Origin of the sequence: Streptomyces sp. NPDC048255 (assembly GCF_040652415.1) — a bacterium.
GTDB lineage: Bacteria > Actinomycetota > Actinomycetes > Streptomycetales > Streptomycetaceae > Streptomyces.
Map to the genome: position 1 here is coordinate 1 of NZ_JBEZMA010000033.1, position 25,166 is coordinate 25,166.

Sequence of the window (25,166 nt, forward strand, 5' to 3'; positions counted from 1 at the left end):
GGCCATCGCGAAGCGACGCGACCGCAGGGAGCGCCCTTGAGGGGCCGGCCCGACACGGAGAGACGATGGGACTGACGGGAAACCCCCAAACCATCCCTGATCGGCTCCCACCGGCACAGGCCCCCGGAGCCCCGCCTTCGGCCACGATCCCGCCCCGCCGGCACAAGCCCCCGAAGCCACCGCCCCGCGTCCAAGATCCCGCCCCGCCGGCACAAGCCCGCCGCAGCCCCCGCCCCGCCGCACCTCCACCCCACCCCCGCTCCCGCTCCCGGCCCCACCCCCACCCCCAGGGACCCATCGAACGGATGGGCTGGGGGCAGGGGCGATTACCGCGTGCTGTGGTGGGGCGTTGGCCGGGCATGACCATGCTTCAGTCTTCAACGGGCCGGCGGCGGCGTCCGGTGCAGCCGGGTTACGAAGAATCGGTTCAGCATGAGCCCGGGCAGCAGGGCCAGGCCGCCGATCCGCCCATCTACCGTGCGCTGCTGGCCCGCTGGGCCGATGACGGGCGTACGCTGCCCGGCCGGCGGGACCCGGAGTGGGCCCGCCTCACCCGCTCCCCGGTCTGGCCCGCCGGCGGCAGCGGGCTCTACTAGCGCAGCCGGGCCGTCAGCGGGTTTCCGGGCCCGCCAGGTGGCGGGCGATGACCATGCGCTGGATCTGGTTGGTGCCCTCGACGATCTGGAGCACCTTCGCCTCGCGCATGAGCCGCTCGACCGGGAAGTCCGCGGTGTACCCGTAGCCGCCGAGGATCTGCACGGCGTCCGTGGTGACGGCCATCGCCGCGTCGGTGCAGAACAGCTTGGCCATGGCGGCCTGGCGGGAGAACGGCTTGCCCGCGTCCCGCAGGCGCGCCGCGGCGAGGTACAGGGACCGGCCCGCCTCGATCTTGGTGGCCATGTCGGCCAGCATGAAGCGCAGCCCCTGGAAGTCCGCGATCGGGTGCCCGAACTGCTTGCGGTCCAGGGCGTAGGTCACGGCCTCGTCGAGCGCGGCCTGGGCGACGCCGATGGCGCAGGCGGCGATGCCGAGGCGGCCCGCGTCCAGTGCGGCGAGCGCGATGGTGAAGCCCTGGCCCTCCTCGCCGATGCGGCGGGCGTCGGGCACCCGTACACCGTCGAAGTGCAGCTGGGCGGTGGGCGAGCCCTTCATGCCCATCTTCTTCTCGGGGACGGCGGCGGTGAGGCCCTGCGCGTCGCCCGGGACCAGGAAGGCGGTGATGCCCTTGGGGCCCGCGGCGCCGGTGCGTGCGAGGACGGTGTAGAAGTCGGCGACTCCGCCGTGGGTGATCCAGGCCTTGGTGCCGGTGATGAGCCAGTCGTCGCCGTCGCGGACCGCCTTGGTGGTCAGCGAGGCGGCGTCGGAGCCCGCGGCCGGCTCGGAGAGGCAGTAGGCGCCGAGCAGGCCGCCGCCGAGCATGGCGGGCAGGTGGGCGCCCTGCTGCTCCTTGGTGCCGTATCCGGCGAGGCCGTGGCAGGCCAGCGAGTGCACGCTGACGCCGAGGCCTACGGTCAGGCGGGCCGCGGCGAGTTCTTCGAGGACCTGGAGGTAGACCTCGTAGGGCTGCTCGCCGCCGCCGAAGGCGCCGTCGTAGGGGAGCCCGAGCAGGCCGGCCTCGGACAGCAGGGTGAAGATCTCGCGCGGGAACCGGCCGGAGTCCTCCTCCTCGGCGGCCCGGGGGCGGATCTCCCGCTGGGCGATCTCGCGTACGAGCGCGAGGAGGTCCCGGGACTCCTCGGTGGGCAGCTGACGGTCCACCGGCTGCGGGGCGCGGTCTGTCATGGCGGCGCTCTCCTCCCTCGTCGGGCACGGCGGCGACGCGTGAGGTGTGGGACGCGCCGCCGGGTCTCGGTGCTCTTACAGCCGATGGTGCCCTCCCGGGTTACGGAAGGACCTGTTCAGCGGCTGCGGCGGGTCGAGTATGCCTGATCAGGCGCCTCCCGTCACCGGTGCAAGATCACCGTTACGGCAGGGCCGCTTCCTCGGGGAGGGGCGGAGCGGGGCACTCCGGGACGAACTCCTCGATGACCGTCAAGGTCGCGCGCAGCTGGCGTACGAGCAGGGCTCCGAGCCGGGCGCGGCCGGGCTGGCCGGCCGGGTCCGCGGCGAGGGCTCCGATCCACTCCAGGGTGATCCCTTCGACCGAGGAGAGCCAGCCGACGAGCGCGAGGCGGGCGACGGGCGGGACGGTGCGGCGTCCGTACGCGCCTTCGGCGATGGTGGCGACCAGTTCCTCGCGGACGGCGTCGCGGACCGCGAGGACCTCGGCATCGGATCCGACGCCGCCGGTGACGATGGTGCGGTAGGCGGCCTGGTGGTGCTCGGCGTAGTGGAGGTAGCCGTCGACGGTGCGGCGCACCCGTTCTGCGGCGGGCAGTTCGGTGTCCCGGGCGGCGCGGGCGACGAGTTCGGCCACCGAGTCCTCGACGATGGCGAGGTAGTACCCGCGTTTGCTCTTGAAGTAGTAGTAGATCAGCCCCTTGGCGACGCCCGCGTGCTTGGCGATGTCGTCCATGGAGAGCGCGTCGTACGAGGTGTCGGCGAACAATTTGCGCCCGATGGCTATGAGTTCGGCCCTGCGTACCTGCGATCGGCCGGTCGCTCCGCGCTGTTGACCATTGTTCAAAGTCAGCCCTAGCCTCGAACTGCCACAGGATGCCCCGAAGTATGGCAGACCTGTATGTCGGGCTCTCTTCGCACTTCCCCTCCGCACCGGACGACGTACGGGACGACGGGACGTACGGGATGAACAGTCATGGCGACGGCAAGACGGTGAAGGGCGGCGGACGCCCGCCGCGGGCGTGACCGGCGGAGAGGGCGTGACCGGCGGGCCGCGCCTTACAGCCAGCCGACCTGGGTGACGAACATGGCGACGACGACCACGAGCGTCCAGCCGAGGACGTGTTCCAGCCAGGAGGAATCCTCCTTGGGGCCCCCGGTACGGACGAGGTTGCGGGCGCGGGCGGTCAGGGCGGCACTGGTGGCAGTCATGGTGTCCAATGTGCCAGCGTTCGCGGCCTTCGCGGTAGAGACGAGGGTCACTGGTGGCCGGCGTCACGCCGCCCGGCCCCGGCCGATCCGGAGCTGCCGGGCCGCAACCGCCGCGGACCTGCCGGGCCCCGGCCGCTCCGGCAGGTCCGGTGCGGTCGGGGCCCGGCGGCGGGTCCGGTGTCCCCGTCAGGCGCGGGTCTCCCGGCTGCGTCCGGCCATCGCCGCCATGGCGAGGCCGAGGCAGAGGGCGACGGCTCCGGTGATCACGTTGTTGACCACCGTACGGGTCACGTCCATCTCACCCGCGATGGCCCACGGGGCGATGATCGTCCACGCACCGAGTGCGACCGCCGTCCAGGCCATCGCATGGGTGCGCTCGTACGCGGAACCCAGACCGCCCATGCACAGACAGAACGCCAGGCCGGCGATCAGGTTGTTGATGGCGAGCGGGGTCAGGACGCTGAAACCGGCGATCCACGGCGAGGCCGCCAGGTAAAGGCCCGTGACCAGGGCCATTGCCTCGACTGCCTGCGCGGCGGGAGTACTGGTCACCCGCTCGAACCGAGTGCGCATCTCGGCGAGGTCGGGGTGGTGCTCGATGCTCGGATGGGTGGTCATGGCGGGCCGCCTCCTACGAGAAGCCTTTATCTCCCATTTACCCCATTATGTTGCGCTTATACGGGTCTCCGGTCAACGGAAAATATGCCCCTTTCCCGGCATCAAACCGCCGCCCGGGCCGCGCTCCTGGACGCCCGAAGGCCGAGGTCAGAGCACTCCGACCGCCCCCAGCGCCGCGAACTGCACGGGGCTCGGCGCGGCCGGGGCGTAGAGGTAGCAGATGCCTCCGCTGCCCGAGACGACCTTGCCCGCCGCGTTGTGCCGCTTGGTGCGCAGCCAGATGTTCTCGAATTCGCGCCGCTCGTAGACCCGGCGGACGGACGCGTTGTCCGGAGAGTTCGGGTCGTTGGCGATCACGTCCCCGGCGGCGGTGAAGCCGATGACGGTCATCAGGTGGCCCGCGGTGCCGTAACCGGCTCCGGTGAGCTCCTCGGTCCGGAAGGACTGCGAGGTGATGGCGGGGATCCCGGCCCGGACCAGGATCTCCAGGTCGGCGAGGGAGCCGAGCCGGGTGACCACTCCGGCGAGCCCGCGGTAGGTGGCGGCGTACGCGGCGTTGAAGGGCCAGTTGCCGCAGCCCTTGTACGCGGCGTCGTAGGTGGAGCGGGCGGCGTGGCACACCTGCGGGTCGGAGTACTTCGGATCGACCCAGGCCGTGGCGGTGGCACTGGCCCGGCCGCCCCAGTACTCGATGACCATCTGGGAGGAGGTGGGGCTGCACCAGGCTTCGCCGCCGTTGTCGTACTGGGGGTAGCGCCCGGCGTGGACCTCCTGGGAGTAGCGCGGTACGGGCAGCTCGACGGCCTGGCCGGAGGGCGTGGAGGCGGGGACGGTGAGGCGGTCCGGGACGTCGGAGACCATGGCTCCGGCGAGCCGGACGGTGGGTCCCGTGGCGGCGCCGGGCCTGCGGTACAGGGTGAGGCGCAGCTGCCAGTCGGTGAGGCGCAGGCCTCCCGCGGGGGCGTCGACGGCGAGGGTGTCGGTCCAGACGGTGGTGCGGCCGTCGCTCTGGCCGTCCACGGAGGTGCGGCGGATGTCGCCGTCGCCGGAGGCCCAGCGGCCCATGACGTACCAGGGGGTGGTGGTGCCGTCGGTGTAGGTGCCGCGCAGTTCGGTCTGGATCCAGGTGCCGGCGGGGGTGCGGGCGTTCCAGGAGGCGATGGCCTCGGTGGCGGGCACGGCGGGGCGGTGCACCGGGGAGGTCCAGGTGGCGTACTCCCAGGTGCTCTTCTTCCCGGTGTGCGGGTCGGTGTACTCGGTGCGGCCGGCCGGAGTACGGATCTCCAGGCCGGGGCGGGCGCCGGGGACGGCGGTGGTGCCGTGGTGGCGGCCGGCGAGCCAGTGCTCGTACGCGTACCAGAAGCGGTTGTCGACGGTGCGGCCCGGGCCGCGGGGGGCGGGCGGGGCCGCGGCGGAGGCGCTGCCCCCGGAGACGGTGGCCGCGGTGGCGGCGGTGGCGACCGCGAGTGCGGCGACGAGTACGGCCCTGCGCGGTGTGGGTGCGGTCATCGCGGGGTTCCCCCAGGGGTGGGTCGGTGCATCGTTGGCTTCACCTTTCCAGTTCCCGGGGGCCGGGGGCCGAAGCCGCGGGCTCGTGTCGGGGGTGACGGCCGGGCCGGTCGTAGGGTGGCGGGGTGGAGCCACACCAGTCACTCGATTCACTCGCGCGGGAGCTCGCCGCCCTGCCCCCCTCCCTCGGCCCCGTCCGGCTGGTCGGCGTCGACGGGCACGCCGGGTCGGGGAAGAGCACCTTCGCCGGCCGGCTCGCCGAGGCCCTGGGCGGGGCGCCGGTGCTGCACCTGGACGACGTGGCCACCCACGAGGAGCTGTTCGGCTGGCAGGAGCGGCTGCGCGCGCAGGTGCTGGAGCCGCTCGCCGCCGGGCGGCCCGCGCACTGGGCCCCGTACGACTGGGTGGAGCGCCGCTTCGGCGCGGAGCGGGTGCTGGAGCCGGCGGCGGTGGTGCTCGTCGAGGGGGTCGGGGCCGGGCGGCGCGCGCTGCGCCCGCACCTGGCGCGGCTGCTGTGGATGGAAACCCCGCGCGCGCGGTCCTGGGGGCGCGGACGGGAGCGGGACGGGCGGGAACTCTCCGGCTTCTGGGACGGATGGGAGCGCGCGGAGCTCGCGCACTTCGCGGATGACCCTTCACGCCCCTTCGCCGACATCCTGGTGCGCCAGAGCGGTACGGGATACGAGTGGACTTCCGGGGCCGGTGCGACGGCGGGAACCCCCACTTCCGTCACCGAGGGTGACGAGCTCCCCCGGGCCTGAGCGGCCCTGGACCTGGGCCCCAGCGAGCCTCCGTCGACCTGCTTGACCGGGGCCCCGCACCGGCCTTACGTTCTCAATGCGCGGCCTTTACCGGCTGCCGCGGACGCGAAGCCCCCGATCGTTCCCCCGTGATCGGGGGCTTCGTTCTGCCCCCGCGCCCTCCGCGGGCCGCGGTCCGGCGGGCCGCAGCACCCCCGACCCCTCACCCTGAGTCACGGGCCAGGGTCCGGGAGGACGGCCGAACCGGGGGCGTCGCACCCTACGTAAGGTGCGAAACCGCAGGTACGATGCAGCCCTGATTTCAGCGACGCCGGTCGGGGGCACCGGACAACTCGCGTGCTCGACGCGGGGGTTGCCGCGCACCACGGGGCAGGCTTGTGGGGGACGTGATGGATTTCGGCATGCCGGGCAGCACGCACGCCCCGGCCGAACTCGCCTGGCTGCGCGGGGTCGACGCCTGCACCATGGGCGCCTATCCGCAGGCCGAGGAGGAGTTCCGGGCGGCCGTACGACTCGATCCCGCGATGGCCGACGCCTGGCTGGGCCTGCACGCGCTCCGGGTGGACACCGCCAACGCCTTATTGCGCATGTACGCCCATCGGGACCGTTTCGGCGAGCAGCGGGCCCGCCACCGGCGGACGCTGAACTCCTGGTACTGGCTGGGCTGGTGGGTGCAGCCGGTGCTGGAGAGCCGGCGGGACCTCCTGCTGGCCCACGCCTCGCACTGGCTGGACGGGCGCCACGTGCCCGAGCTGGACCAGGCGCTGGCCGCGCTGCCCCCGGTGGACACCGATCCGCAGGTGCGGTTCCTGCACGCCTGCCGGGCCTACCTGGTCAAGGACTGGGAGCAGCTGGTGCTGCACACCGAGCCGCTGGTGGACGATCCGCTGCTGGGGATCGAGGCGGGCCTGTTCGGCGGGATGGCCCGGGTCCGGCTGGAGATGTACGGGCAGGCGGAGCCGCTGCTGTCGGCGGCGCTGATGCGGTGCCGCAGCGAGCAGCCGCAGCGCAAGGAGCTGCGGTACTGGCTGGCACGGGCGCACGAGGGTACGGGGCGCAGTGCGGCGGCGCTGCCGCTGTACCGGGCGGTGCACCGGGTGGACCCGTCGTTCATGGACACGGCGGCCCGTCTGACGGCCATCGAGGACGGCGACGACACCGACAACATGGCCGGGCTGGCGGACCTGGCCGGTCCGGGGTACGCGGGGTACGGGGCCTGGGGCGGGCACGGTCCGTCCCCGGCGGGCGGGGACTTCGCGGCGGTGGCGCTGGGCGGCGGGCCGGTCCCGGACACCGCCGCGGACGGGCAGCCGGACCAGGATCCGCTGGCGGCGCCCGATCCGCCCGATCCTCGGTACGGCCCGGGCTCGCCGGGGGTGCCGCCGCCCGGCCGGGGGGAGGGCGCGCGGCGCAAGGTGTCCGTTCCTCCGCAGTCCGCGCCCCCGGGGCTGCCGGCCGGTCCGGCGGATCCGGAGGCGCTCGCCGAGGCGCTGGCGGAGCTGGAGCGGATGGTGGGCCTGGAGCCCGTCAAGCGGCAGGTGAAGGCCTTGTCGGCGCAGTTGCACATGGCGCGGCTGCGGGCGGGGCAAGGGCTGCCGGTGCAGCCGCCGAAACGGCACTTCGTGTTCTCCGGCCCGTCGGGCACGGGCAAGACCACGGTGGCGCGGATCCTGGGCCGCGTCTTCTACGCCCTGGGCCTGCTGGGCGGCGACCATCTCGTGGAGGCCCAGCGGTCGGACCTGGTGGGCGAGTTCCTGGGGCAGACCGCGGTGAAGGCGAACGAGCTGATCGACTCGGCGATCGGCGGGGTGCTGTTCGTGGACGAGGCGTACAGCCTCTCCAACTCCGGGTACAGCAAGGGCGACGCGTACGGGGACGAGGCCCTGCAGGTGCTGCTGAAGCGGGCCGAGGACAACCGGGACCACCTGGTGGTGATCCTGGCGGGCTATCCGGCCGGGATGGACCGGCTGCTGGCCGCCAATCCGGGGCTGTCCTCGCGGTTCACCACGCGGGTGGACTTCCCCAGCTACCGGCCGCTGGAGCTGACCGCGATCGGCGGGGTGGTGGCGGACGCGAACGGCGACCGCTGGGACGAGGAGGCGCTGGAGGAACTGCGCAGCATCAGCGGGCACGTGGTGGACCAGGGGTGGATCGACGAGCTCGGCAACGGCCGCTTCCTGCGCACCCTGTACGAGAAGAGCTGCGCCTACCGGGACCTGCGGCTGGCGGGCTTCGCGGGCGATCCCTCCCGGGACGACCTGGCCACGTTGCGGCTGGCGGACCTGATGCAGGCGTACGGGGAGGTCCTGTCAGGGCGGGGGCCCCAGGAACGGCCGGAGCCTCCGCCGTTGTAGCCGGGGCGGGGCTGCGGCTGAAACAGCCCCGCCGGCTTTCGAGGCGCGGGGGTCCGGGGGCGGAGCCCCCCGCCACGGCGCCGCACGGCAGCCGCTACGCGCCCCGTACGTACGCGCGGTGCGCGGGGTCGCGTACCTCCCCCACCAGCATCTCCAGGACGTCCTCCATGGCGACCAGGCCCAGCACGCGGCCGGCCGCGTCGGCGACCTGGGCCAGGTGGGTGGCGTCCCGGCGCATGACGCTCAGCGCGTCGTCCAGCGGGAGGGTCGCCGACAGGGTGGTCATCCGGCGCCAGACCCGCTGGGGCACGGCCCGCTCCCGGTCCTCCAGGTCCAGTACGTCCTTGACGTGCAGGTATCCCATGAAGGCCCCGCTGCCGGAGCGGACGGGGAAGCGGGAGTACCCGGTGCGCACCGTCAGCTGCTCGATCTGCCGCGGGGTGGCCGAGGGGCCGACGGTGACGATGCGGTCCCGGGCGAGGAGGACGTCGGTGACCGGGCGGCTGCCCAGTTCGAGGGCGTCCTCCAGGCGTTCCTGCTCCCCCGGTTCCAGGAGCCCGGCCTGCCGGGAGTCCTCGACGAGGCGGCCGAGCTGGGCGCTGGTGTAGACGGCCTCGACCTCGTCCTTGGGCTCGACCTTGAAGAGCCGCAGGACGAGCGTGGCGCAGGCGCCGAGCGCGGTCGTGACGGGCCCGCACAGGCGGGCGAAGGCGACCAGTCCGGGGCTGAACCACAGGGCGGTCTTCTCGGGGGCGGCCATGGCGAGGTTCTTGGGGACCATTTCGCCGATGACCAGGTGCAGGAAGACCACGGCGGCGAGCGCGAGGGCGTAGCCGAGGGGGTGGATGAGGCCCTGGGGGACGTGCAGGGCGTGGAAGACGGGCTCCAGGAGCCGGGCCACGGTGGGTTCGGCGACGGCTCCCAGGGTGAGGGAGCACAGGGTGATGCCGAACTGCGCGGCGGCCATCATGCGGGGCAGGTTCTCCAGGCCGTGGAGGACCTGCCGGGCCCGTTTGGAGCGTGCGGCGAGCGGTTCGATCTGGCTGCGCCGTACGGAGACGAGGGCGAACTCGGCGCCGACGAAGAATCCGTTGGCGAGTACGAGGAGCAGGGCGAACAGGAGCTGGAGGGCGTTCACCGGCCCACCGCTTCCAGTTCGGCGGGGGCGGTGGCGGGGACGGTGCGCACCAGCCGGACCCGTTCGGCCCGGTAGCGCCCGACCTGCCGGACGGAGAGCTTCCAGCCGGGCAGTTCGGCCCGGTCCCCGGGGGCGGGGATGCGGCCGAGGAGGTCGGCGACGAGGCCTGCGACGGTCTCGTAGGGGCCTTCGGGGACTTCCAGGCCTATGCGGCGCAAGGTCTGCACCCGGCAGCTGCCGTCGGCCTCCCAGGAGGGGCGGCCGTCCTCGGCGGGTACGGGGGCCAGTTCGGGCCTGCCGTCCTCCGCGTGGTCGTGCTCGTCGCGGACCTCGCCGACGAGTTCCTCCACGATGTCCTCCAGGGTGACCACGCCGGCGGTGCCGCCGTACTCGTCGACCACCACGGCCATCGGCTGTTCGCTGCGCAGCCGCTCCAGGAGGGGCTGCACCGGCAGGGAGCCGGGCACCAGCAGCGGGGCGACGGAGATCCGGCCGACGGTGGTGCGGGCACGTTCCGCCTCGGGTACGGCGAGGGCGTCCTTGAGGGAGACCACACCGGTGATCTCGTCGATGCGCTCGCGGTAGACCGGGAAGCGGGACAGTCCGGTGGCGCGGGTCAGGTTGAGCACGTCGGCGGCGGTGGCCGTGTGCTGGAGGGCGCTGACCTTCACGCGGGGGGTCATGACGTGCTGGGCGGTGAGCTCGCCCAGCGAGAGGGTCCGTACGAAGAGGTCGGCGGTGTCCTGTTCGAGGGCGCCGGCCTGGGCCGAATGGCGGACCAGGGAGACCAGTTCGCCGGGGGTGCGGGCGGAGGCCATCTCCTCGGTGGGTTCCACGCCCAGGAGCCGCACCAGCCGGTTGGCGACGGCGTTGAGGCCGGCGATGACCGGCCGCAGGGCGCCGGAGAAGGCCTGCTGGGGGCCGGCGACGAAGCGGGCCACCTGGAGCGGCCGGGAGACCGCCCAGTTCTTCGGGACGAGCTCGCCGACGACCATCTGGACGGCGGAGGCGAGCAGCATGCCGATGACCACGGAGATGCCGGCGGTGGCTCCCGCGGGGAGGCCGGTCGCGGTGAGCGGCCCGGCCAGCAGTGCGGCGAGGGCGGGCTCGGCGAGCATGCCGACCACGAGGGAGGTGATGGTGATGCCGAGCTGGGTGCCGGAGAGCTGGAAGGACAGCTCCCGCAGGGCTTCGACCACCGTGCGGGCACGGCGGTCGCCGTCGGCGGCGGCTCGTTCGGCCTCGGGCTTCTCGACGGTGACGAGGCCGAATTCGGCCGCCACGAAGAAGCCGTTGGCGAGGATCAGGGCGAAGGCCGCCAGGAGCAGGAGTAGCGGGATGGTCATGCCGCCGCCTCCGAGGGGAGGGCGGCGCGGGTACTACCGGACGATCCGTCCATTGCTGGAGGGAGTCACTCCTCAAGTCGCAGTTGCCCGCGGGCCACGGGGTCCCGGGGCCGGTGGGAGGGCGCGCAGCCGCGCCCCGCACCAGGGTAGTCACTGAGATCGCCGCCGCAATGGGACGCAGCGGGCGGAGGCGGACCGCTCAGCTTCGGCTCCGGGCCGCTTCAGGGCCGGCGCGGCCGGCTGAGGGCCGGTGTGGCCGGCTCAGTGGTCGTGCGCGCCGGTTCCGCGGGTCTCGGCGAGGGCGCGCAGCGCGCGGGCGTCGTTGACGGCCTGCTGCCTGGCCACGCCGGGCTGGATGCCGAGGGCGGGCAGGCTGGTGCCGTCGCTGAGGTCGAGGAAGACCCACGGGTCGCCGGGGCGCAGGTTGACCCGCAGGATCTGGGCCCACTCCAGGCGGCGCTTGGTCGTGAGGTTGACGACGGTGACGCCGTTCTCGTCCGCGACCACCTTGGGGCGGCTGAGCAGGACGAGGACGGAGGTGAGGAGCGCCGCCATGAAGACGAAGCTGACGCGCTCTCCCGGGTTGAGCCTCTCCAGGAGGACCGCGACCGACGTGATGGTGACGAACATGACGAGCCCGACGCCCAGCAGGACCGCCCGGGTGCGGGTCGGCCGGAAGGTGACCGGCAGGGCGGGGGGTGCGGGCTGGGCGGCGGACTCGGTCATGTGCGTGCGTTGCCTTCGGGAGGGGGGCGTACGGGTCTGTGGACGGCGTACGGGTCGCCGTACGCCGCCGGACTGGGTCGGCGTACGGCGGACGGCGTACGGGTCAGAGACGGCAGGCGTGGATCGAGGTGGTGAGGATGGCGCGGGCTCCGAGCTCGTACAGGTCGTCCATGATCCGCTGCGCCTCCTTGGCCGGGACCATCGCCCGGACGGCGACCCAGCCCTCGTTGTGCAGCGGGGAGATGGTCGGCGACTCCAGGCCCGGGGTGAGGGCGACGGCGCGCTCCAGGTGCTCGGCGCGGCAGTCGTAGTCCATCATCACGTAGCTGCGGGCCACCAGGACGCCCTGGAGGCGGCGCAGGAACTGCTGGGCGCGCGGGTCGTCGGCGTCGGTGCCGTTGCCCCGGATGACGACGGCCTCGGAGGTGAGGATCGGCTCGCCGATGACCTCGAGGCCGGCGTTGCGCAGGCTGGTGCCGGTCTCGACGACGTCCGCGATGATCTGGGCGACGCCGAGCTGGATGGCGGTCTCGACCGCGCCGTCGAGGTGGACGACGGAGGCGTCGATGCCCTTCTCGGCGAGGTGCTTGGCGACGATTCCCTCGTACGAGGTCGCGATCGTCATCCCGTGGAAGTCCTCGGGGCCCTTCGCGGTGCCGGGGAGGGTGGCGTAGCGGAAGGTGGAGCGGCCGAAGTTCAGCGCCAGGATCTCCTCGGCGCTGGCGCCGGAGTCGAGCAGCAGGTCGCGGCCGGTGATGCCGATGTCGAGCTTGCCCGAGGAGACGTAGATCGCGATGTCCTTGGGGCGGAGGTAGAAGAACTCCACCTCGTTCTCGGGGTCGACGACCACGAGCTCCTTGGACTCCTTGCGCATCCGGTAGCCGGCCTCATGGAGCATCGCCGACGCCGGTCCGGAGAGTGAACCCTTGTTGGGGACGGCGATGCGCAGCATGGGGCTTCCTTTGGTGCGTAGGTTGCGAAAGGTGTGTGCTGGTGGGGCGGGGGCCCGCGGGCGGAGCTCCGGCCTAGAGGTGCGCGTAGACGTCGTCGAGGGAGATCCCGCGCGCCACCATCATCACCTGGACGTGGTAGAGCAGCTGGGAGATCTCCTCGGCGGCGGCTTCCTTGCCCTCGTACTCGGCGGCCATCCAGACCTCGGCGGCCTCCTCGACGACCTTCTTGCCGATGGCATGGACGCCCTTGCTGACGAGCTCGGCGGTGCGGGAGGTGCTGGGGTCGCCGTTGGCGGCCTTGAGCTGGAGCTCGGTGAAGAGTTCTTCGAAGCTCTTGGGGGGTTTGTTCGCCATGATGGTCCTCAGAATACGGGGTTCCCCCACGCCACTCAGCGCCAGGGTTCGCTGACGGTCCGCAGGGTCATGGCGGTGGAGACGGCGGCGGTGACCGCTTCGTGCCCCTTGTCCTCGTTCGACCCCTCGAGCCCGGCGCGGTCCAGCGCCTGCTCGTCGTTGTCGCAGGTCAGTACGCCGAAGCCGACGGGGACTCCGGTGTCGATCGACACCTGTACCAGGCCCTGGGTGACGCCCTGGCAGACGTAGTCGAAGTGCGGGGTGCCGCCGCGGATGACCACACCGAGGGCGACGATGGCATCGTAACCGCGACCGGCGAGTACCTTCGCCACGACCGGGAGCTCGAAGCTGCCCGGGACCCGCAGCAGGGTGGGCTCGTCGATGCCCAGCTCGTGCAGGGCCCGCAGGGCGCCGTCGACCAGTCCGTCCATGACCTTCTCGTGCCACTGGGCAGCGATGACGGCGACTCGCAGGTCTCCGCAGTTCTTCACGCTCAGTTCGGGTGCGCCCTTGCCGCTCACAGCTCTGCTCCTCGGTGGTTCGTGTACGGGTACGTACTGGTGCGTACGGGTTGTGGTGGTGTGTGCTGGTGTGTGTGGTTACTGGTTGCCGCAGGCGGAGGTGGGCACGGCCCCCTCCAGCCAGGGCAGGTCGTGCCCCATCCGGTCCCGCTTGGTGCGCAGGTACCGCAGGTTGTGCTCGCCCGCCTCGATCGGCATGGCCTCGCGGCCGGCGACCGTGATGCCGTGCCGGACGAGGGCGGCGGACTTGTCGGGGTTGTTGGTCAGCAGCCGGACGCTGTGCACGCCGAGGTCGGCGAGGATCTGCGCGCCGGCGCCGTAGTCCCGGGCGTCGGCGGGCAGGCCGAGTTCCAGGTTGGCGTCGAGGGTGTCGCGGCCGCGCTCCTGGAGCTCGTAGGCGCGCAGCTTGGACAGCAGTCCGATGCCGCGGCCCTCGTGGCCGCGCAGGTAGACGACGACGCCGCGGCCCTCCGCCTGGATGCGTTCCATGGAGGCGTGCAGCTGGGGGCCGCAGTCGCAGCGCTGGGACTGGAAGATGTCGCCGGTCAGGCACTCGGAGTGCATCCGGACGAGGATGTCCTCGCCGCCGCCGACCTCGCCGTGGACGAGGGCCACGTGCTCGACCCCGTCGACGGTGGAGCGGTAGCCGTACGCGGTGAAGTCGCCGAAGGAGGTCGGCAGGCTGACCTCGGCCTCGCGGCGCACGGTGGGCTCGGCGGAGCGGCGGTAGGCGATCAGGTCCTCGATGGAGATGATCGTCAGGCCGTGCTTGCGGGCGAAGGGGATCAGCTCGGGCAGCCGCAGCATGACGCCGTCCTCGCCGGCGATCTCCACGATGGCGCCGGCCGGGCGCAGGCCCGCGAGGCGGGCGAGGTCGACGGCGGCCTCGGTGTGGCCGTTGCGGACCAGGACGCCGCCGGGCTTGGCGCGCAGCGGGAAGATGTGGCCGGGGCGCACGAAGTCGCCGGGCTCGGAGGTCCCGTTCGCCAGGAGGCGCAGGGTGGTGGCGCGGTCGGCGGCGGAGATGCCGGTCGAGACCCCGTGGGCGGCGCTCGCGTCGACGGAGACGGTGAAGGCGGTCTTCATCGACTCGGTGTTGTTCTGGACCATCTGGGGGAGTTCGAGCCGCTCCAGCTCGGGGCCCTCCATGGGGGCGCAGATCAGGCCGCGGCACTCGCTCATCATGAAGGCGATGATCTCGGGGGTGGCCTTCTCGGCGGCGATGACGAGGTCGCCCTCGTTCTCGCGGTCCTCGTCGTCGACGACGACGATCGGGCGGCCCGCGGCGATGTCGCGGATGGCCTGCTCGACCGGGTCGAGGCGGAAGGTCTCTTCGGGGACGTCGAGGACGTCGGGCACGGGCTTGAGGGTGGGAGTCATGCCGTTGCTCCTTCCAGGGCCGGGGCGGAGGTGGTGCGCGAGCGCTGGTACCAGTCGTAGGCGCCCCACAGGACGAGGGCGAAGTACACGACGTAGACGAGGCCGGAGAAGGCCAGGCCGCCGTTGAAGGCGAGGGGGACACCGACCAGGTCGACGAGGAGCCAGGCGAACCAGAACTCGACGAGGCCGCGGGCCTGGGCGATCATCGCGACGATGGTGCCGACGAAGATGTAGGCGTCGGCCCACGGGCTCCAGGACAGGTGCGGGAAGAGCGTGAACAGCCCGCCGACGGCGAGGGTGCCCAGCGCCGCTCCGGCGAGGAGCAGTCCGCGCTCCTTCCAGGTGGCGGTGCGTACCGCGATGGAGCCGTCCTGGGCCTGCCGCTTGCCCTGCTGCCAGGCGCGCCAGCCCCAGAGGGCCACGCCGATGACGAGGAGCTGCTTGCCGACGCCGCCGGAGAGGTGGGCGGAGGCGTAGGCGGCGATGAGGATCACGCCGGAGAGCAGTTGGGCGGGCCAGGTCCATATGGAGCGGCGCCAGCCGAGGGCGAGGGCGGCCAGGCCCATCAGGTTGCCGATCATGTCGGACCAGATGACCTTCTGGCCGAAGACGGTGAAGGCCTCGGTGTTGAGCCAGGTCAGGGCGCTCACCGGTCGGCTCCTTCGGCGTGCAGGGGGTCGACTCCGGCGGCCAGGAGGCGCTCCACGTACTTCGCGAGGACGTCGACCTCCAGGTTGACCGGGTCGCCGGGCTGCTTGATGCCCAGGGTGGTCAGCGCGAGGGTGGTGGGGATCAGGCTGATGCTGAACCAGTCGGCGGCGGCCTCGACCACGGTGAGGCTGACGCCGTCCACCGTGATGGAGCCCTTCTCGACGACGTAGCGCGAGAGGTTCGCCGGGAGGGCGACCCGGACGATCTCCCAGTGCTCGGAGGGGGTCCTGGAGAGGATCTCGCCGGTGCCGTCCACGTGCCCCTGGACCAGGTGGCCGCCGAGCCGTCCGCCGAGGGCCATGGGCCGCTCCAGGTTGACCCGGGAGCCCTGGGTGAGGGCGCCGAGGCTGGAGCGGTTCAGGGTCTCCTGCATGACGTCGGCGGTGAACTCGCCGTCGGCGGTGTCCACGACGGTCAGGCAGACGCCGTTGACGGCGATGGAGTCGCCGTGCTTGGCGCCCTCGGTGACCAGGGGGCCGCGCAGTCGGAAGCGGGAGGCTTCCGCGAGCTGCTCGACGGCGGCGACCTCGCCCAGTTCTTCGACGATTCCGGTGAACACTCAGTGCTCCTTGGTGGCGGTGGCGGGTGCGGTGACGGGTACTGCGGTGATGCGGAGATCGGGGCCGACGCGGACGGCCTCGGTGATGTCGAGGCGCAGCGCGTCGGAGATGTTCTTGATGCCGGCGTCGGCAAGGGCCGCGGGGCCCGCGCCGAGCAGGGCCGGGGCGAGGTAGCCGATGACGCGGTCGACGGCTCCGGCGGCGAGGAAGGCCCCGGCCAGGGCGGGTCCGCCTTCCAGGAGGACGGAGCGCGTGCCGCGGGCGTGCAGCCGGGCGAGCAGGTCGTGCACGCCGATGTGCCCGTCGTGCAGGGGAAGGCGCAGGACGTCCACGCCGGGCAGGTGCCGGGTGTCGGCGTCCTCGCCGACGACGAGCAGGGTGGGCGCGGCCCCGTCGAGGATGCGGGCGGTCGGCCGGACCGTGGCGCGGGCGTCGAGGGCGATCCGCAGCGGCTGGTCCGCGCCTTCGATGCCGCGCACGGCGAGGTGCGGGTCGTCGGCGCGCAGGGTGCCGGAGCCGACGAGGACGGCGTCGCTCTCGGCGCGCAGCCGGTGGACGTCGGCCCGGGACTCGGCGGAGCTGATCCAGCGGCTGCTGCCGTCCGCGGCGGCGCTGCGGCCGTCGAGGGTGGCGGCGTACTTCCAGGTGACGTGCGGGCGCCCGAGGCGTACGGAGGTCAGCCAGGCGGCGTTGCCCTGCTCCGCCTCGTCGGCGAGGAGTCCGGCCGTGGTCTCGATCCCGGCGGCGCGCAGGGTGGCGGCGCCACCGCCGGCCTGCGCGCTGGGGTCGGACACGGCGTACACGACGCGGCTGATCCCGGCGGCGATCAGGGCCTGGGCGCAGGGTCCCGTACGGCCGGTGTGGTTGCAGGGTTCGAGGGTGACGTAGGCGGTGGCGCCGCGGGCGGCGTCGCCCGCCGCGCGCAGGGCGTGGACCTCGGCGTGCGGGCCGCCGGCCCGCTGGTGCCAGCCCTCCCCGACGACGGTGCCCGCGGCGTCGGTGATGACGCAGCCGACGACCGGGTTGGGGGTGGTGGAGCCGAGCCCGCGGGCCGCGAGTTCGACGGCTCGGCGCATGGCGCGGGTGGCCGCGTCGGGTGCTGCGTCCGCTGTAGGTGTCGCCACCGGGTCCTCCTGCCTCATCGGGCACGGACTCCGGGGCCTGTCGGGATACGACAGATGAAGCGGGCTTGCGCACACGGGGACGCCGAGGCCGGAAAACGGTCCGGTCAGACGTATCCACGGGGGAATACGCCGACGAACCGCCGACGGCGGCGTACCGGTCACTGGCCCGCCGCGCACTGCCTCCCATCCGGACTTTAACCGTCGGTCCAGGAATCTCACCTGGTCAACCGGCCGCTGGCTGCGGACGGGTCGCGGACTATAACCGCCGGTTCGGAATTACACCGACCCCGGAGTGCGCTGCTTACTGGTACTGGAGCCAGTCTGCCACGGGTGATCGGGGGCCACGCGAGTGAGGAGATGTGGCCTGGCTCACATGAAGGCGGATTCGAGGCGGTCTCAGCCTGGCCGTCCGGCGGGGGCGCGGGCGGGCGGGGCGGGCGATTGCGACTGGGGGCGGCGGCGGGCGAGGTGGGGTGGGCGGCGGACGGTGGCGGTCCGGTGACGGGCGGGCCGGGCGGAGGACAGCGGTCCGGTGCCGGGCCGGCGGAGGCCGGGCGCTGCAACGGGTCGGCCAACTGGCGCCAGCTTTGGTCCAGACCTATTGACGGGTTGGTCTAGTCCTCTTAACGTTCCCTTCATCTTCCGCGGAACAGCCCGTCAGATGTGCGCACGTCACGGGCCAACACGAGTCAGTCACCTTGCTGTTGCTCCACGTTGTGTCCCTTTGTGTCCTGCCACCTCCCCTCCCCAGGAGGCTCCATGCTGTCCCCCACGCGTACGAGAGCGATGCTCCTGGCATCCGGCGCCGCAATCGCCGGACTGCTGATGGGCGGGCTCTCGACGGGCGTCTCGCACGCCGCCGACAACGAGTCCTGTCGCCCCGACGGGCTGTACAAGACCGCCGGTGTCGACGTCCCTTACTGCTCGGTGTACGACACCGAGGGCCGCGAGAAGATGGGCGCGGACCACCAGCGTCGTGTCATCGGCTACTTCACGGGCTGGCGCACTGGCAAGGACGGCACGCCCGCCTACCTCGCCAACAACATCCCCTGGTCCAAAGTCACCCATCTGAACTACGCGTTCGCGCACGTGGGAGCCGACAACAAGATCTCGGTCGGCACGGACAACGTGAACAACGCCGCCACCGGGATGACCTGGCCGGGCGTGGCGGGCGCCGAAATGGATCCCGCCCTCCCCTACAAGGGCCACTTCAACCAGCTGACCAAGTTCAAGAAGCAGTACCCCGACGTCAAGACGCTGATCTCGGTCGGCGGCTGGGCGGAGACGGGCGGCTACTTCGGCGACGACGGCAACCGGGTCGCCTCCGGCGGCTTCTACTCGATGGCCACCAACGCCGACGGCTCGGTCAACCAGGCCGGCATCGACACCTTCGCGGACTCCTCGGTCGAGTTCATCCGCAAGTACGGGTTCAACGGCGTGGACATCGACTACGAGTACCCGACCACGATGAAGGACGCCGGCAACCCGCTGGACTGGCAGCTGTCCAACGCCCGCCGGGCCGGCCTCGTCAAGGGCTACGACGCCCTGATGAAGTCCCTGCGCGAGAAGCTCGACCGCGCGGGCGCCGCCGACGGCAAGCACTACCTGCTCACCGTCGCCGCCCCCTCCTCCGGCTACCTGCTGCGGGGCATGGAGACGTTCCAGATGCAGAAGTACCTGGACTACGTCAACATCATGTCCTACGACCTGCACGGCGCCTGGAACGAGTTCGTCGGGCCGAACGCCTCGCTCTTCGACGACGGCAAGGACGCCGAGCTGGCCGCCGCGAACGTCTACGGCAGCTCCCAGTACGGGAACATCGGCTACCTCAACACCGACTGGGCCTACCACTACTTCCGCGGCTCCATGCCGGCCGGCCGGATCAACATCGGCCTGCCCTACTACACCCGCGGCCACAAGAACGTGCAGGGCGGCACCGACGGCCTGTGGGGCAAGGCCCCCGCGACCACCTGCCCGGCCGGTGCGGGCCTGACCAAGTGCGGTGACGGCGCGGTCGGCATCGACAACCTGTGGCACGACAAGGACACCAACGGCGTCGAGTCTCCCGCCGGGTCCAACCCGATGTGGCACGCCAAGAACCTGGAGAAGGGGATCGTCGGCGACTACGTCACCAGGTACGGCTTCCCGGCGAACACCACCCTGACCGGCACCTACGCCCGCAAGTACGACTCCACGCTGGTGGCGCCGTGGCTGTGGAACGCGCAGAAGAAGGTCTTCCTCTCCACGGAGGACGAGCAGTCGGTGGCCGCCAAGGCCGATTACGTGATCGACCGCGGCATCGGCGGCACGATGGTCTGGGAGATGGCCGGCGACTACGACTGGAACGCCGCCAAGGGCCAGTACGAGATGGGTGACACGCTCACCTCGCTGATGTACGACAAGTTCAAGGCCGCCGCCCCGTACGGCGCGAAGAAGTCCAAAGCCGCGCTGCCCGCGCAGGCCGTGGACATCAAGACGGAGTTCACCGAGTTCAAGCTGGGCGACTCCAACTACCCGATCACCCCGAAGATCAAGATCACCAACAACACGAACGCCGCGTTGCCGGGCGGCACCGAGTTCCAGTTCGACTACGCCACCTCGGCCCCGAACAACGCCTCGGACCAGTCCGGCTTCGGCACGAAGGTGATCAGCAGCGACCACACCGGCAGCAACGTCGGCGGCCTGAAGGGCGACTTCCACCGGGTCTCGCTGAAGCTCCCGGCCTGGCAGTCGCTGGCCCCCGGCGCCTCGGTCGACCTGGCGTTCAACTACTACCTGCCGGTGTCCACGCCCTCCAACTGGACGGTGAACATCTCCGGCACGACGTACGCCCTGGCCGGGGACCTGGCGCGCGGCACCACGGTGGTGCAGCCGGGCGGCACCCAGCCGCCGACCACGCCGCCCACGACCCCGCCCACGACCCCGCCGACCACTCCCCCGACGACGCCTCCGACGACCCCGCCGGGCGGGACGTGCACGAACCCCGCGTACGTGGCGGGCACGGTCTACAACAGCGGCAACGTCGTCTCGCACAAGGGCCGCAACTGGAAGGCCCAGTGGTGGACGCAGAACGAAGAGCCCGGCACCACCGGTGAATGGGGTGTCTGGAAGGACCAGGGGGCCTGCTGACCCCCGTAGGTGACCTGATGTGAGGACCCGGTGGCCCGGCGGCCACCGGGTCCTCGCACGTTTTGCCACCGGGTCCTCGCACGTCCTGCGGCGCTGCAACAACCCTGCGGGTCAGGCCACAGCACTAGCGGCCGAACAGCACCTCCTGCGCCGCCTCGCGCGCGGCCAGGCGGGCTCCCGCCAGGACGGCCGGGCCGCCCAGGGCCGTGGCGCGGACCTCCGTCGGGACCGGCGTCAGCGTCGTCAGGCGGTCGGCGACCCGGGCGGCCAGGGCGGGGCCGCCCGCGCGGCCGAGTTCGCCGGCCAGGACCACGCAGCCCGGGTCCAGGACGGCCGCGACCGCCGCCGCGCCCAGGGCGAGGCGTTCGGCCAGGGCGTCGAGGAAGGCCTCGCCGGCGGCGCCGGCCACCGCCTCCTCGACCGGGCCCCGGAAGCCGTGCTCCGCCGCCAGCGCCGCCACGGCGTCCCGGCCCGCCAGGGCGTGGAATCCGCCCCCGCAGTCGGTGGCGGAGGGCAGCCTGCCGGTGCCCGGCACCGGCAGGAAGCCGATCTCGCCCGCGCCGCCGGAGGCGCCCCGGCGCAGCCGGCCGTCCAGGACCACGGCCGCGCCCACGCCCGCGCCGAGCCACAGCAGGACGAAGGAGTCGAGGTCGCGGGCGGCGCCCAGGCGCTGCTCGGCGAGGGCGGCGAGGTTGGTCTCGTTCTCGACCACGACCACGGCGGGCAGGCTCTGCTGGAGGGCGGTCACCAGGTCCCGGTGCCAGCTCGGCAGGCCGGTGGTGTCGCGCAGCTCCCCGCTGCCCGGGGCGACCAGGCCGGGGGCTCCGACGACCACGGTGTGCAGCTCGCCCGCGCCGGCTTCGCGGGCGGTGCGCAGCAGGGCGGCCACCGCGTCCTCGGGGGCGCCGGCGGGCAGGGCGGCTTCGGCGAGGGGGTGGCCGAGGAGGTCGGTGACCACGGCCGTGACGCTGTCCGTCCGTACGTCGAGGGCGGCCAGGTGGGCGCGGCGGGCGACGATCCCGTAGAGCCGGGCGTTGGGGCCGCGGCGTTGTTCGCCGGACTCGCCGACGACCTCGATGAGCCCGGCTCCGGTCAGCCGCTCGACGAGGTCGGCGACCGAGGGCCGGGAGAGGCCGGTCAGCGTCTTGAGCTGGGTGGCCGTCAGGGGGCCGGACTCCTGGAGGAGGCGCAGGGCGAGGCGGTCGTTGATGGCCCGGGCCGTGCTCGGGGAGGCGGGGGACGGAACGGCGGTGGCGGTGGCGGTTGCCTTGGCGGGAGTCACGGCGCCCATCTTAGGGAGGTCGAAGCCATTAACCATCAGGCAAGGTTCCTGATAGTTTACTGCCCATGACCGGGGAATCAGACCTCAGCCCGGCGCGACTGCGCCACGCCCGTTTCGCGATAGCCGCCGTCTTCTGCGCCCACGGCGCCGTCACCGGCTCCTTCGCCACCCGCATCCCCTGGATCCAGGAACACGCGCAGCTCAGCGCCGGCACCCTGGGGCTGGCCCTCGCCTTCCCGGCCCTGGGCGCGGCGCTCGCGATGCCGCTGGCGGGGCGGATCAACCACCGCTTCGGCGCCCGTGCCGCGCTGCGGGTCCTGCTGGTGCTGTGGACCCTCTCCCTCATCCTGCCGAGCCTCGCCCCGAACCTTCCCATCCTGTGCGGTGCGCTGTTCGTCTACGGAGCCACCTCCGGCATGTCGGACGTGGCGATGAACGCGCTCGGCGTGGAGACCGAGAACCGGCTGGGCCGCTCGATCATGTCCTCGCTGCACGGCATGTGGAGCGTGGGCGCGCTGCTCGGCTCCGCCGCGGGTACGGTCGCCGCGCACACCGGGGCGGACGCGCGGCTGCACCACCTGGTCGCCGCACTGGTCCTCACCGCGGCCGGGCTGGCCGCCGTACAGGGGGTGCTGGACCTGAGGAGCGCCGAGGACGCGCAGGCGCCGCCGCATTTCGCGCTGCCGCCGAAGTCGGCGCTGCTGATCGGCGCCATAGGGTTCGCGGCGGTCTTCGCGGAGGGGGCGAGCCTGGACTGGTCGGCGGTCTACCTCAGGGACGTCCTGCACACCGATGCCGGCCTGGCGGCCGCCTCCACCACGGCGTTCGCGCTGACCATGGCCGCCGCCCGGCTGGCCGGGGACCGGGTGGTCGACCGGTTCGGGGCGGTGCGCACGGTCCGGGCGGGCGGGGTCCTGGCCACCGCGGGCGGGGTGCTCGTGGTCACGGTCCGGGAGCCGGCCGCGGCCCTGGCGGGCTTCGGTCTGATCGGGCTGGGGATCGCGGTGGTGGTCCCGCTCGCCTTCGCGGCCGCGGCGCGCAGCGGTCCGGCCCCGGCGCAGGCCATCGCCGGTGTCGCGACGATCACGTACACCTCGGGGCTGATCGCCCCGTCGGCGATCGGCGCGGTGGCGGACGCGAGTTCGCTGGTGGTGTCCTTCGGCCTGGTCACCCTGCTGGCCTTCGCGCTGGTCGTGGGGGCCGCGGTGCTGCGGCCGGGGCCGCCGGTGGGGCAGGCTACGGGGAAGGCCGGCCCAAGCAATAGGGACGAACCCGAGCGAATCCGGCCGTAATATATCGCTGGCCGTGGCGGCATCCCCTGCGCCGCGGCCTCGACGTGTTGTCAGCCGGAGAAACGGAGCGGAACATGGGCCTCGGCGTGCGCTGGACCCTGCACGGAGACGGGCGGACCCCCGCCCCCGGCGCGGTGGTCCGGCCGGAGGAGCGGCTGTCGTGGCCGCGGACCGCGGGGCTGGGCGCCCAGCACGTCGTGGCCATGTTCGGCGCGAGCTTCGTCGCGCCGGTCCTGATGGGCCTGGACCCGAACCTGGCCATCATGATGTCCGGCATCGCGACGGTGATCTTCCTCCTCGCGACGCGCGGGCGGATCCCCTCGTACCTGGGCTGCTCGCTCTCCTTCGTGGGCGTGGCGGCGGCGATCCGGGCCTCGGGCGGCGACAGCGCGACGGTGACCGGCGCCGTCTTCGTGGTCGGAGCGGCCCTGTTCCTGTCCGGGCTCGCCGTCCAGCGTTTCGGCGCGCAGATCATCCACGCGGCGATGCCGCCGGTGGTGACCGGCGCGGTCGTCATGCTGATCGGCTTCAACCTGGCGCCGGTGACCGCTTCCACGTACTGGCCGCAGGACCAGTGGACGGCGCTGCTGGTGATGCTGTTCACCGGGCTCGCGGTGGTGTGCCTGCGCGGGTTCTGGTCGCGCATCGCGATCTTCCTCGGGCTGCTCTTCGGGTACGGGATCTCCTGGATCTCCGACCTGGTCTTCGGCAAGATCCACTCCCCCATGGGCGGTCCCGAGGCCGTGGACCACTGGCGGCTGGACCTGTCCGGGGTGGGCAAGGCGGACTGGATCGGCCTGCCCTCCTTCCACGCCCCGCAGTTCGAGTGGTCGGCGATCCTGATCGCGCTGCCGGTGGTGATCGCGCTGATCGCGGAGAACGCCGGGCACATCAAGGCCGTCGGCGAGATGACCGGCGACCCGCTCGACGACAAGCTCGGCACCGCGATCGCCGCCGACGGCGCCGCGTCCATGCTGTCCACGGCGGTCGGCGGCCCGCCGAACACCACGTACTCCGAGAACATCGGCGTCATGGCCGCCACCCGCGTCTACTCCACCGCGGCCTACTGGGCGGCGGCCGGCTTCGCGCTGCTCTTCGGCCTGTGCCCCAAGTTCGGCGCGGTCGTCGCCGCGATCCCCGGCGGGGTGCTCGGCGGCATCACCGTGATCCTCTACGGCATGATCGGCCTGCTCGGCGCCCAGATCTGGCTCCACGGCCGGGTGGACCTGCGCAATCCGCTGAACCTGGTGCCGGCCGCCGCGGGCATCATCATCGGCGTCGGCGGGGTCAAGCTCCAGATCACCGACACCTTCGAACTCGGGGGCATCGCCCTGGGCACGATCGTGGTGATCACCGGCTACCACGCGCTGCGGTACTTCGCCCCCGCACACCTGAAGGAACAGCCGCCCCTGCTCGACGCGGGCACCTCCGCCTACGACGCCCAGGAGCCGCAGGACAAGCAGCGTTGACGGGGTTTCGCCCGAACCGGGGAAGCGTACGGCCAAGTTCCCCGGATCCCCGCCGGGGCCTGCGAACCTGCCTCCCATGGAAGCGGTGCTGGCGCGGATGCGCGCCCTGGACGAGCGGCTGCCGCCGCAGGACGGCGTCGCCGTCTTCAACCGGGTGTACCTGACGGTGACCCGGACCCTGCACCGCCGGATCGAGCGCGGGGACTTCCCGGCGCCACGGGCGGCGCAGACGCTCAGCGTGCGGTTCGCGGAGCGCTACCTGACGGCGGTGGAGTCGGACCGGGCCCCGGCCTGCTGGCGCCCCCTGCTCCAGTACCGGCGCCACCCGGGGGTGCGTCCGCTCCAGCACGCCCTGGCCGGGATCAACGCGCACATCGGCCACGACCTGGCGCTGGCGGTGGTGTCGACCTGCCGCGCCCTCGACTGCGAACCCCGCGCCCTCGAGGCGGACTTCGACCGGGTCGGCGACACCCTGGTCGCCCTGGAGGAACACATCCGCGAGGACCTGATGCCGGGCCCGGACCTCCTGGAGATCGCCGACCCGCTGACCCACCTGCTCGGCTCGTGGAGCCTGGACCGCGCCCGCTCCGGCGCCTGGGCGGCGGCCCGCCTCCTGTGGACCCTGCGCCGCTCCCCCGACCTGGCCGAGGAGTTCGCGGAGTCCCTGGACTCCGGCGTCGGCCTGGTCGGCCGCTGCCTGCTGACCCCGCTGCCGGCCGCGGCGGTCCCCTGCCGGACGGGACCGCCGGCCCGGACCGGCGGCCTCGGCCTCCTCTGACGGCGGCACCCGGCCGGTGCTGCGGCCGGGCACCGGGCCCGGTCAGCCCTGCCCGGAGTGCGGAGACGACGCCAGAAACGCCAGACCCCGACCGCGCCGGATCCCGTCCTGGAAGGGGCCGGGGTGCCGCCGGGCATGAGAACGGGCCGCCGCCGCGCTGTTCGCGCGGG

24 protein-coding genes and 1 riboswitch are annotated in these 25,166 nt (G+C 72.7%); of the genes, 8 read left to right on the top strand and 16 right to left on the bottom strand.

The window, feature by feature from the left end; translation table 11 throughout:
• The first annotated feature begins 365 nt into the window (after window positions 1-365).
• Window positions 366-596: a hypothetical protein gene (locus AB0D94_RS23950; protein WP_362055313.1), complete on the top strand. Its 231-nt coding sequence runs from the start codon at window positions 366-368 to the stop codon at window positions 594-596.
• A 13-nt stretch (window positions 597-609) separates the two neighbouring features.
• Here AB0D94_RS23950 and AB0D94_RS23955 read toward each other — a convergent pair whose 3' ends face one another.
• The gene (locus AB0D94_RS23955; RefSeq protein ID WP_362055315.1) at window positions 610-1,782 is read right to left on the bottom strand and encodes an acyl-CoA dehydrogenase family protein; all 1,173 of its coding nucleotides are present in this window, start codon (window positions 1,780-1,782) and stop codon (window positions 610-612) included.
• 181 nt (window positions 1,783-1,963) lie between these two features.
• A complete protein-coding gene (locus AB0D94_RS23960) occupies window positions 1,964-2,626 on the bottom strand; it encodes a TetR/AcrR family transcriptional regulator (protein ID WP_362055317.1) in 663 nt (220 codons plus the stop codon).
• 41 nt (window positions 2,627-2,667) lie between these two features.
• Here AB0D94_RS23960 and AB0D94_RS23965 point away from each other — a divergent pair, with 41 nt between their 5' ends.
• Complete coding sequence (locus tag AB0D94_RS23965) at window positions 2,668-2,805, top strand: hypothetical protein (RefSeq protein ID WP_362055319.1); 138 nt, start codon at window positions 2,668-2,670, stop codon at window positions 2,803-2,805.
• 33 nt (window positions 2,806-2,838) lie between these two features.
• Here the strand turns inward: AB0D94_RS23965 and AB0D94_RS23970 are convergent, their stop codons facing one another.
• The 3 genes from AB0D94_RS23970 to AB0D94_RS23980 form a co-directional block, all read right to left on the bottom strand.
• On the bottom strand, window positions 2,839-2,991 hold the full coding sequence (locus AB0D94_RS23970; protein WP_362055321.1) for an SCO1431 family membrane protein: 153 nt from the start codon (window positions 2,989-2,991) through the stop codon (window positions 2,839-2,841).
• A 186-nt stretch (window positions 2,992-3,177) separates the two neighbouring features.
• Window positions 3,178-3,609 (bottom strand): SPW repeat protein, encoded by a 432-nt coding sequence (locus tag AB0D94_RS23975; RefSeq protein WP_362055323.1) that lies wholly within the window; start codon window positions 3,607-3,609, stop codon window positions 3,178-3,180.
• A 147-nt stretch (window positions 3,610-3,756) separates the two neighbouring features.
• Window positions 3,757-5,118: a peptidase C39 family protein gene (locus AB0D94_RS23980; protein WP_362055325.1), complete on the bottom strand. Its 1,362-nt coding sequence runs from the start codon at window positions 5,116-5,118 to the stop codon at window positions 3,757-3,759.
• Window positions 5,119-5,243: 125 nt separating this feature from the next.
• Here AB0D94_RS23980 and AB0D94_RS23985 point away from each other — a divergent pair, with 125 nt between their 5' ends.
• Both AB0D94_RS23985 and AB0D94_RS23990 read left to right on the top strand, forming a co-directional pair.
• The gene (locus tag AB0D94_RS23985) at window positions 5,244-5,879 is read left to right on the top strand and encodes a hypothetical protein (RefSeq protein ID WP_362055327.1); all 636 of its coding nucleotides are present in this window, start codon (window positions 5,244-5,246) and stop codon (window positions 5,877-5,879) included.
• Between the two features lie 389 nt (window positions 5,880-6,268).
• On the top strand, window positions 6,269-8,233 hold the full coding sequence (locus tag AB0D94_RS23990; protein WP_362055329.1) for an AAA family ATPase: 1,965 nt from the start codon (window positions 6,269-6,271) through the stop codon (window positions 8,231-8,233).
• A gap of 94 nt (window positions 8,234-8,327) precedes the next feature.
• On the opposite strand, the gene AB0D94_RS23995 is transcribed toward AB0D94_RS23990, so the two are convergent.
• The 10 genes from AB0D94_RS23995 to ribD all read right to left on the bottom strand — a co-directional run bounded on the left by AB0D94_RS23995 (window position 8,328) and on the right by ribD (window position 16,998).
• On the bottom strand, window positions 8,328-9,371 hold the full coding sequence (locus tag AB0D94_RS23995) for a hemolysin family protein (RefSeq protein WP_362055331.1): 1,044 nt from the start codon (window positions 9,369-9,371) through the stop codon (window positions 8,328-8,330).
• Complete coding sequence (locus tag AB0D94_RS24000; RefSeq protein WP_362055333.1) at window positions 9,368-10,717, bottom strand: hemolysin family protein; 1,350 nt, start codon at window positions 10,715-10,717, stop codon at window positions 9,368-9,370. Before AB0D94_RS24000 ends, AB0D94_RS23995 begins: the two co-directional genes overlap by 4 nt.
• Before the next feature lie 261 nt (window positions 10,718-10,978).
• Window positions 10,979-11,443 carry a PH domain-containing protein gene (locus AB0D94_RS24005; protein ID WP_362055335.1) on the bottom strand — a complete coding sequence of 155 codons (465 nt, stop codon included), beginning with the start codon at window positions 11,441-11,443 and terminating at the stop codon, window positions 10,979-10,981.
• A 103-nt stretch (window positions 11,444-11,546) separates the two neighbouring features.
• On the bottom strand, window positions 11,547-12,395 hold the full coding sequence (gene hisG / locus AB0D94_RS24010) for an ATP phosphoribosyltransferase (RefSeq protein ID WP_362055337.1): 849 nt from the start codon (window positions 12,393-12,395) through the stop codon (window positions 11,547-11,549).
• A 73-nt stretch (window positions 12,396-12,468) separates the two neighbouring features.
• On the bottom strand, window positions 12,469-12,750 hold the full coding sequence (locus AB0D94_RS24015; protein WP_031144947.1) for a phosphoribosyl-ATP diphosphatase: 282 nt from the start codon (window positions 12,748-12,750) through the stop codon (window positions 12,469-12,471).
• 35 nt (window positions 12,751-12,785) lie between these two features.
• Window positions 12,786-13,271 (bottom strand): 6,7-dimethyl-8-ribityllumazine synthase, encoded by a 486-nt coding sequence (ribH, locus tag AB0D94_RS24020; protein ID WP_007262951.1) that lies wholly within the window; start codon window positions 13,269-13,271, stop codon window positions 12,786-12,788.
• A 78-nt stretch (window positions 13,272-13,349) separates the two neighbouring features.
• On the bottom strand, window positions 13,350-14,651 hold the full coding sequence (locus AB0D94_RS24025) for a bifunctional 3,4-dihydroxy-2-butanone-4-phosphate synthase/GTP cyclohydrolase II (protein WP_362055340.1): 1,302 nt from the start codon (window positions 14,649-14,651) through the stop codon (window positions 13,350-13,352).
• The gene (locus tag AB0D94_RS24030) at window positions 14,648-15,301 is read right to left on the bottom strand and encodes a nicotinamide mononucleotide transporter family protein (RefSeq protein WP_362055341.1); all 654 of its coding nucleotides are present in this window, start codon (window positions 15,299-15,301) and stop codon (window positions 14,648-14,650) included. Before AB0D94_RS24030 ends, AB0D94_RS24025 begins: the two co-directional genes overlap by 4 nt.
• The gene (locus AB0D94_RS24035; protein ID WP_362055343.1) at window positions 15,298-15,921 is read right to left on the bottom strand and encodes a riboflavin synthase; all 624 of its coding nucleotides are present in this window, start codon (window positions 15,919-15,921) and stop codon (window positions 15,298-15,300) included. Before AB0D94_RS24035 ends, AB0D94_RS24030 begins: the two co-directional genes overlap by 4 nt.
• Entirely contained in the window at window positions 15,922-16,998 is a 1,077-nt protein-coding gene (ribD, locus tag AB0D94_RS24040; RefSeq protein ID WP_362055453.1) for a bifunctional diaminohydroxyphosphoribosylaminopyrimidine deaminase/5-amino-6-(5-phosphoribosylamino)uracil reductase RibD, read from the bottom strand.
• Between the two features lie 217 nt (window positions 16,999-17,215).
• Window positions 17,216-17,346: riboswitch (FMN riboswitch) on the bottom strand.
• A 459-nt stretch (window positions 17,347-17,805) separates the two neighbouring features.
• Between ribD and AB0D94_RS24045 the strand changes: the two genes are divergently transcribed.
• Window positions 17,806-20,175 carry a chitinase C-terminal domain-containing protein gene (locus tag AB0D94_RS24045; protein ID WP_362055345.1) on the top strand — a complete coding sequence of 790 codons (2,370 nt, stop codon included), beginning with the start codon at window positions 17,806-17,808 and terminating at the stop codon, window positions 20,173-20,175.
• Window positions 20,176-20,299: 124 nt separating this feature from the next.
• Here AB0D94_RS24045 and AB0D94_RS24050 read toward each other — a convergent pair whose 3' ends face one another.
• On the bottom strand, window positions 20,300-21,466 hold the full coding sequence (locus AB0D94_RS24050) for an ROK family transcriptional regulator (protein WP_362055455.1): 1,167 nt from the start codon (window positions 21,464-21,466) through the stop codon (window positions 20,300-20,302).
• A gap of 56 nt (window positions 21,467-21,522) precedes the next feature.
• Here AB0D94_RS24050 and AB0D94_RS24055 point away from each other — a divergent pair, with 56 nt between their 5' ends.
• The 3 genes from AB0D94_RS24055 to AB0D94_RS24065 all read left to right on the top strand — a co-directional run bounded on the left by AB0D94_RS24055 (window position 21,523) and on the right by AB0D94_RS24065 (window position 24,996).
• On the top strand, window positions 21,523-22,749 hold the full coding sequence (locus AB0D94_RS24055; RefSeq protein ID WP_362055347.1) for an MFS transporter: 1,227 nt from the start codon (window positions 21,523-21,525) through the stop codon (window positions 22,747-22,749).
• A gap of 74 nt (window positions 22,750-22,823) precedes the next feature.
• Window positions 22,824-24,218 carry a solute carrier family 23 protein gene (locus tag AB0D94_RS24060; RefSeq protein WP_362055349.1) on the top strand — a complete coding sequence of 465 codons (1,395 nt, stop codon included), beginning with the start codon at window positions 22,824-22,826 and terminating at the stop codon, window positions 24,216-24,218.
• Between the two features lie 76 nt (window positions 24,219-24,294).
• Window positions 24,295-24,996, top strand: a complete 702-nt coding sequence (locus AB0D94_RS24065) for a DUF5995 family protein (RefSeq protein WP_362055351.1) — start codon at window positions 24,295-24,297, stop codon at window positions 24,994-24,996.
• Window positions 24,997-25,166 lie beyond the last annotated feature (170 nt).

What these genes read in the sequence shown, in the direction of transcription:
- AB0D94_RS23950 (WP_362055313.1), top strand. Translation starts at nt 366, where the DNA reads ATGCTTCAGTCTTCAACGGGCCGGCGGCGGCGTCCGGTGCAGCCGGGT.
- AB0D94_RS23955 (WP_362055315.1), bottom strand. Translation starts at nt 1,782, where the DNA reads ATGACAGACCGCGCCCCGCAGCCGGTGGACCGTCAGCTGCCCACCGAG.
- AB0D94_RS23965 (WP_362055319.1), top strand. Translation starts at nt 2,668, where the DNA reads ATGGCAGACCTGTATGTCGGGCTCTCTTCGCACTTCCCCTCCGCACCG.
- AB0D94_RS23970 (WP_362055321.1), bottom strand. Translation starts at nt 2,991, where the DNA reads ATGACTGCCACCAGTGCCGCCCTGACCGCCCGCGCCCGCAACCTCGTC.
- AB0D94_RS23975 (WP_362055323.1), bottom strand. Translation starts at nt 3,609, where the DNA reads ATGACCACCCATCCGAGCATCGAGCACCACCCCGACCTCGCCGAGATG.
- AB0D94_RS23980 (WP_362055325.1), bottom strand. Translation starts at nt 5,118, where the DNA reads ATGACCGCACCCACACCGCGCAGGGCCGTACTCGTCGCCGCACTCGCG.
- AB0D94_RS23990 (WP_362055329.1), top strand. Translation starts at nt 6,269, where the DNA reads ATGGATTTCGGCATGCCGGGCAGCACGCACGCCCCGGCCGAACTCGCC.
- AB0D94_RS24000 (WP_362055333.1), bottom strand. Translation starts at nt 10,717, where the DNA reads ATGACCATCCCGCTACTCCTGCTCCTGGCGGCCTTCGCCCTGATCCTC.
- AB0D94_RS24005 (WP_362055335.1), bottom strand. Translation starts at nt 11,443, where the DNA reads ATGACCGAGTCCGCCGCCCAGCCCGCACCCCCCGCCCTGCCGGTCACC.
- hisG (WP_362055337.1), bottom strand. Translation starts at nt 12,395, where the DNA reads ATGCTGCGCATCGCCGTCCCCAACAAGGGTTCACTCTCCGGACCGGCG.
- AB0D94_RS24015 (WP_031144947.1), bottom strand. Translation starts at nt 12,750, where the DNA reads ATGGCGAACAAACCCCCCAAGAGCTTCGAAGAACTCTTCACCGAGCTC.
- AB0D94_RS24025 (WP_362055340.1), bottom strand. Translation starts at nt 14,651, where the DNA reads ATGACTCCCACCCTCAAGCCCGTGCCCGACGTCCTCGACGTCCCCGAA.
- ribD (WP_362055453.1), bottom strand. Translation starts at nt 16,998, where the DNA reads ATGCGCCGAGCCGTCGAACTCGCGGCCCGCGGGCTCGGCTCCACCACC.
- AB0D94_RS24045 (WP_362055345.1), top strand. Translation starts at nt 17,806, where the DNA reads ATGCTGTCCCCCACGCGTACGAGAGCGATGCTCCTGGCATCCGGCGCC.
- AB0D94_RS24050 (WP_362055455.1), bottom strand. Translation starts at nt 21,466, where the DNA reads ATGGGCGCCGTGACTCCCGCCAAGGCAACCGCCACCGCCACCGCCGTT.
- AB0D94_RS24055 (WP_362055347.1), top strand. Translation starts at nt 21,523, where the DNA reads ATGACCGGGGAATCAGACCTCAGCCCGGCGCGACTGCGCCACGCCCGT.
- AB0D94_RS24060 (WP_362055349.1), top strand. Translation starts at nt 22,824, where the DNA reads ATGGGCCTCGGCGTGCGCTGGACCCTGCACGGAGACGGGCGGACCCCC.
- AB0D94_RS24065 (WP_362055351.1), top strand. Translation starts at nt 24,295, where the DNA reads ATGGAAGCGGTGCTGGCGCGGATGCGCGCCCTGGACGAGCGGCTGCCG.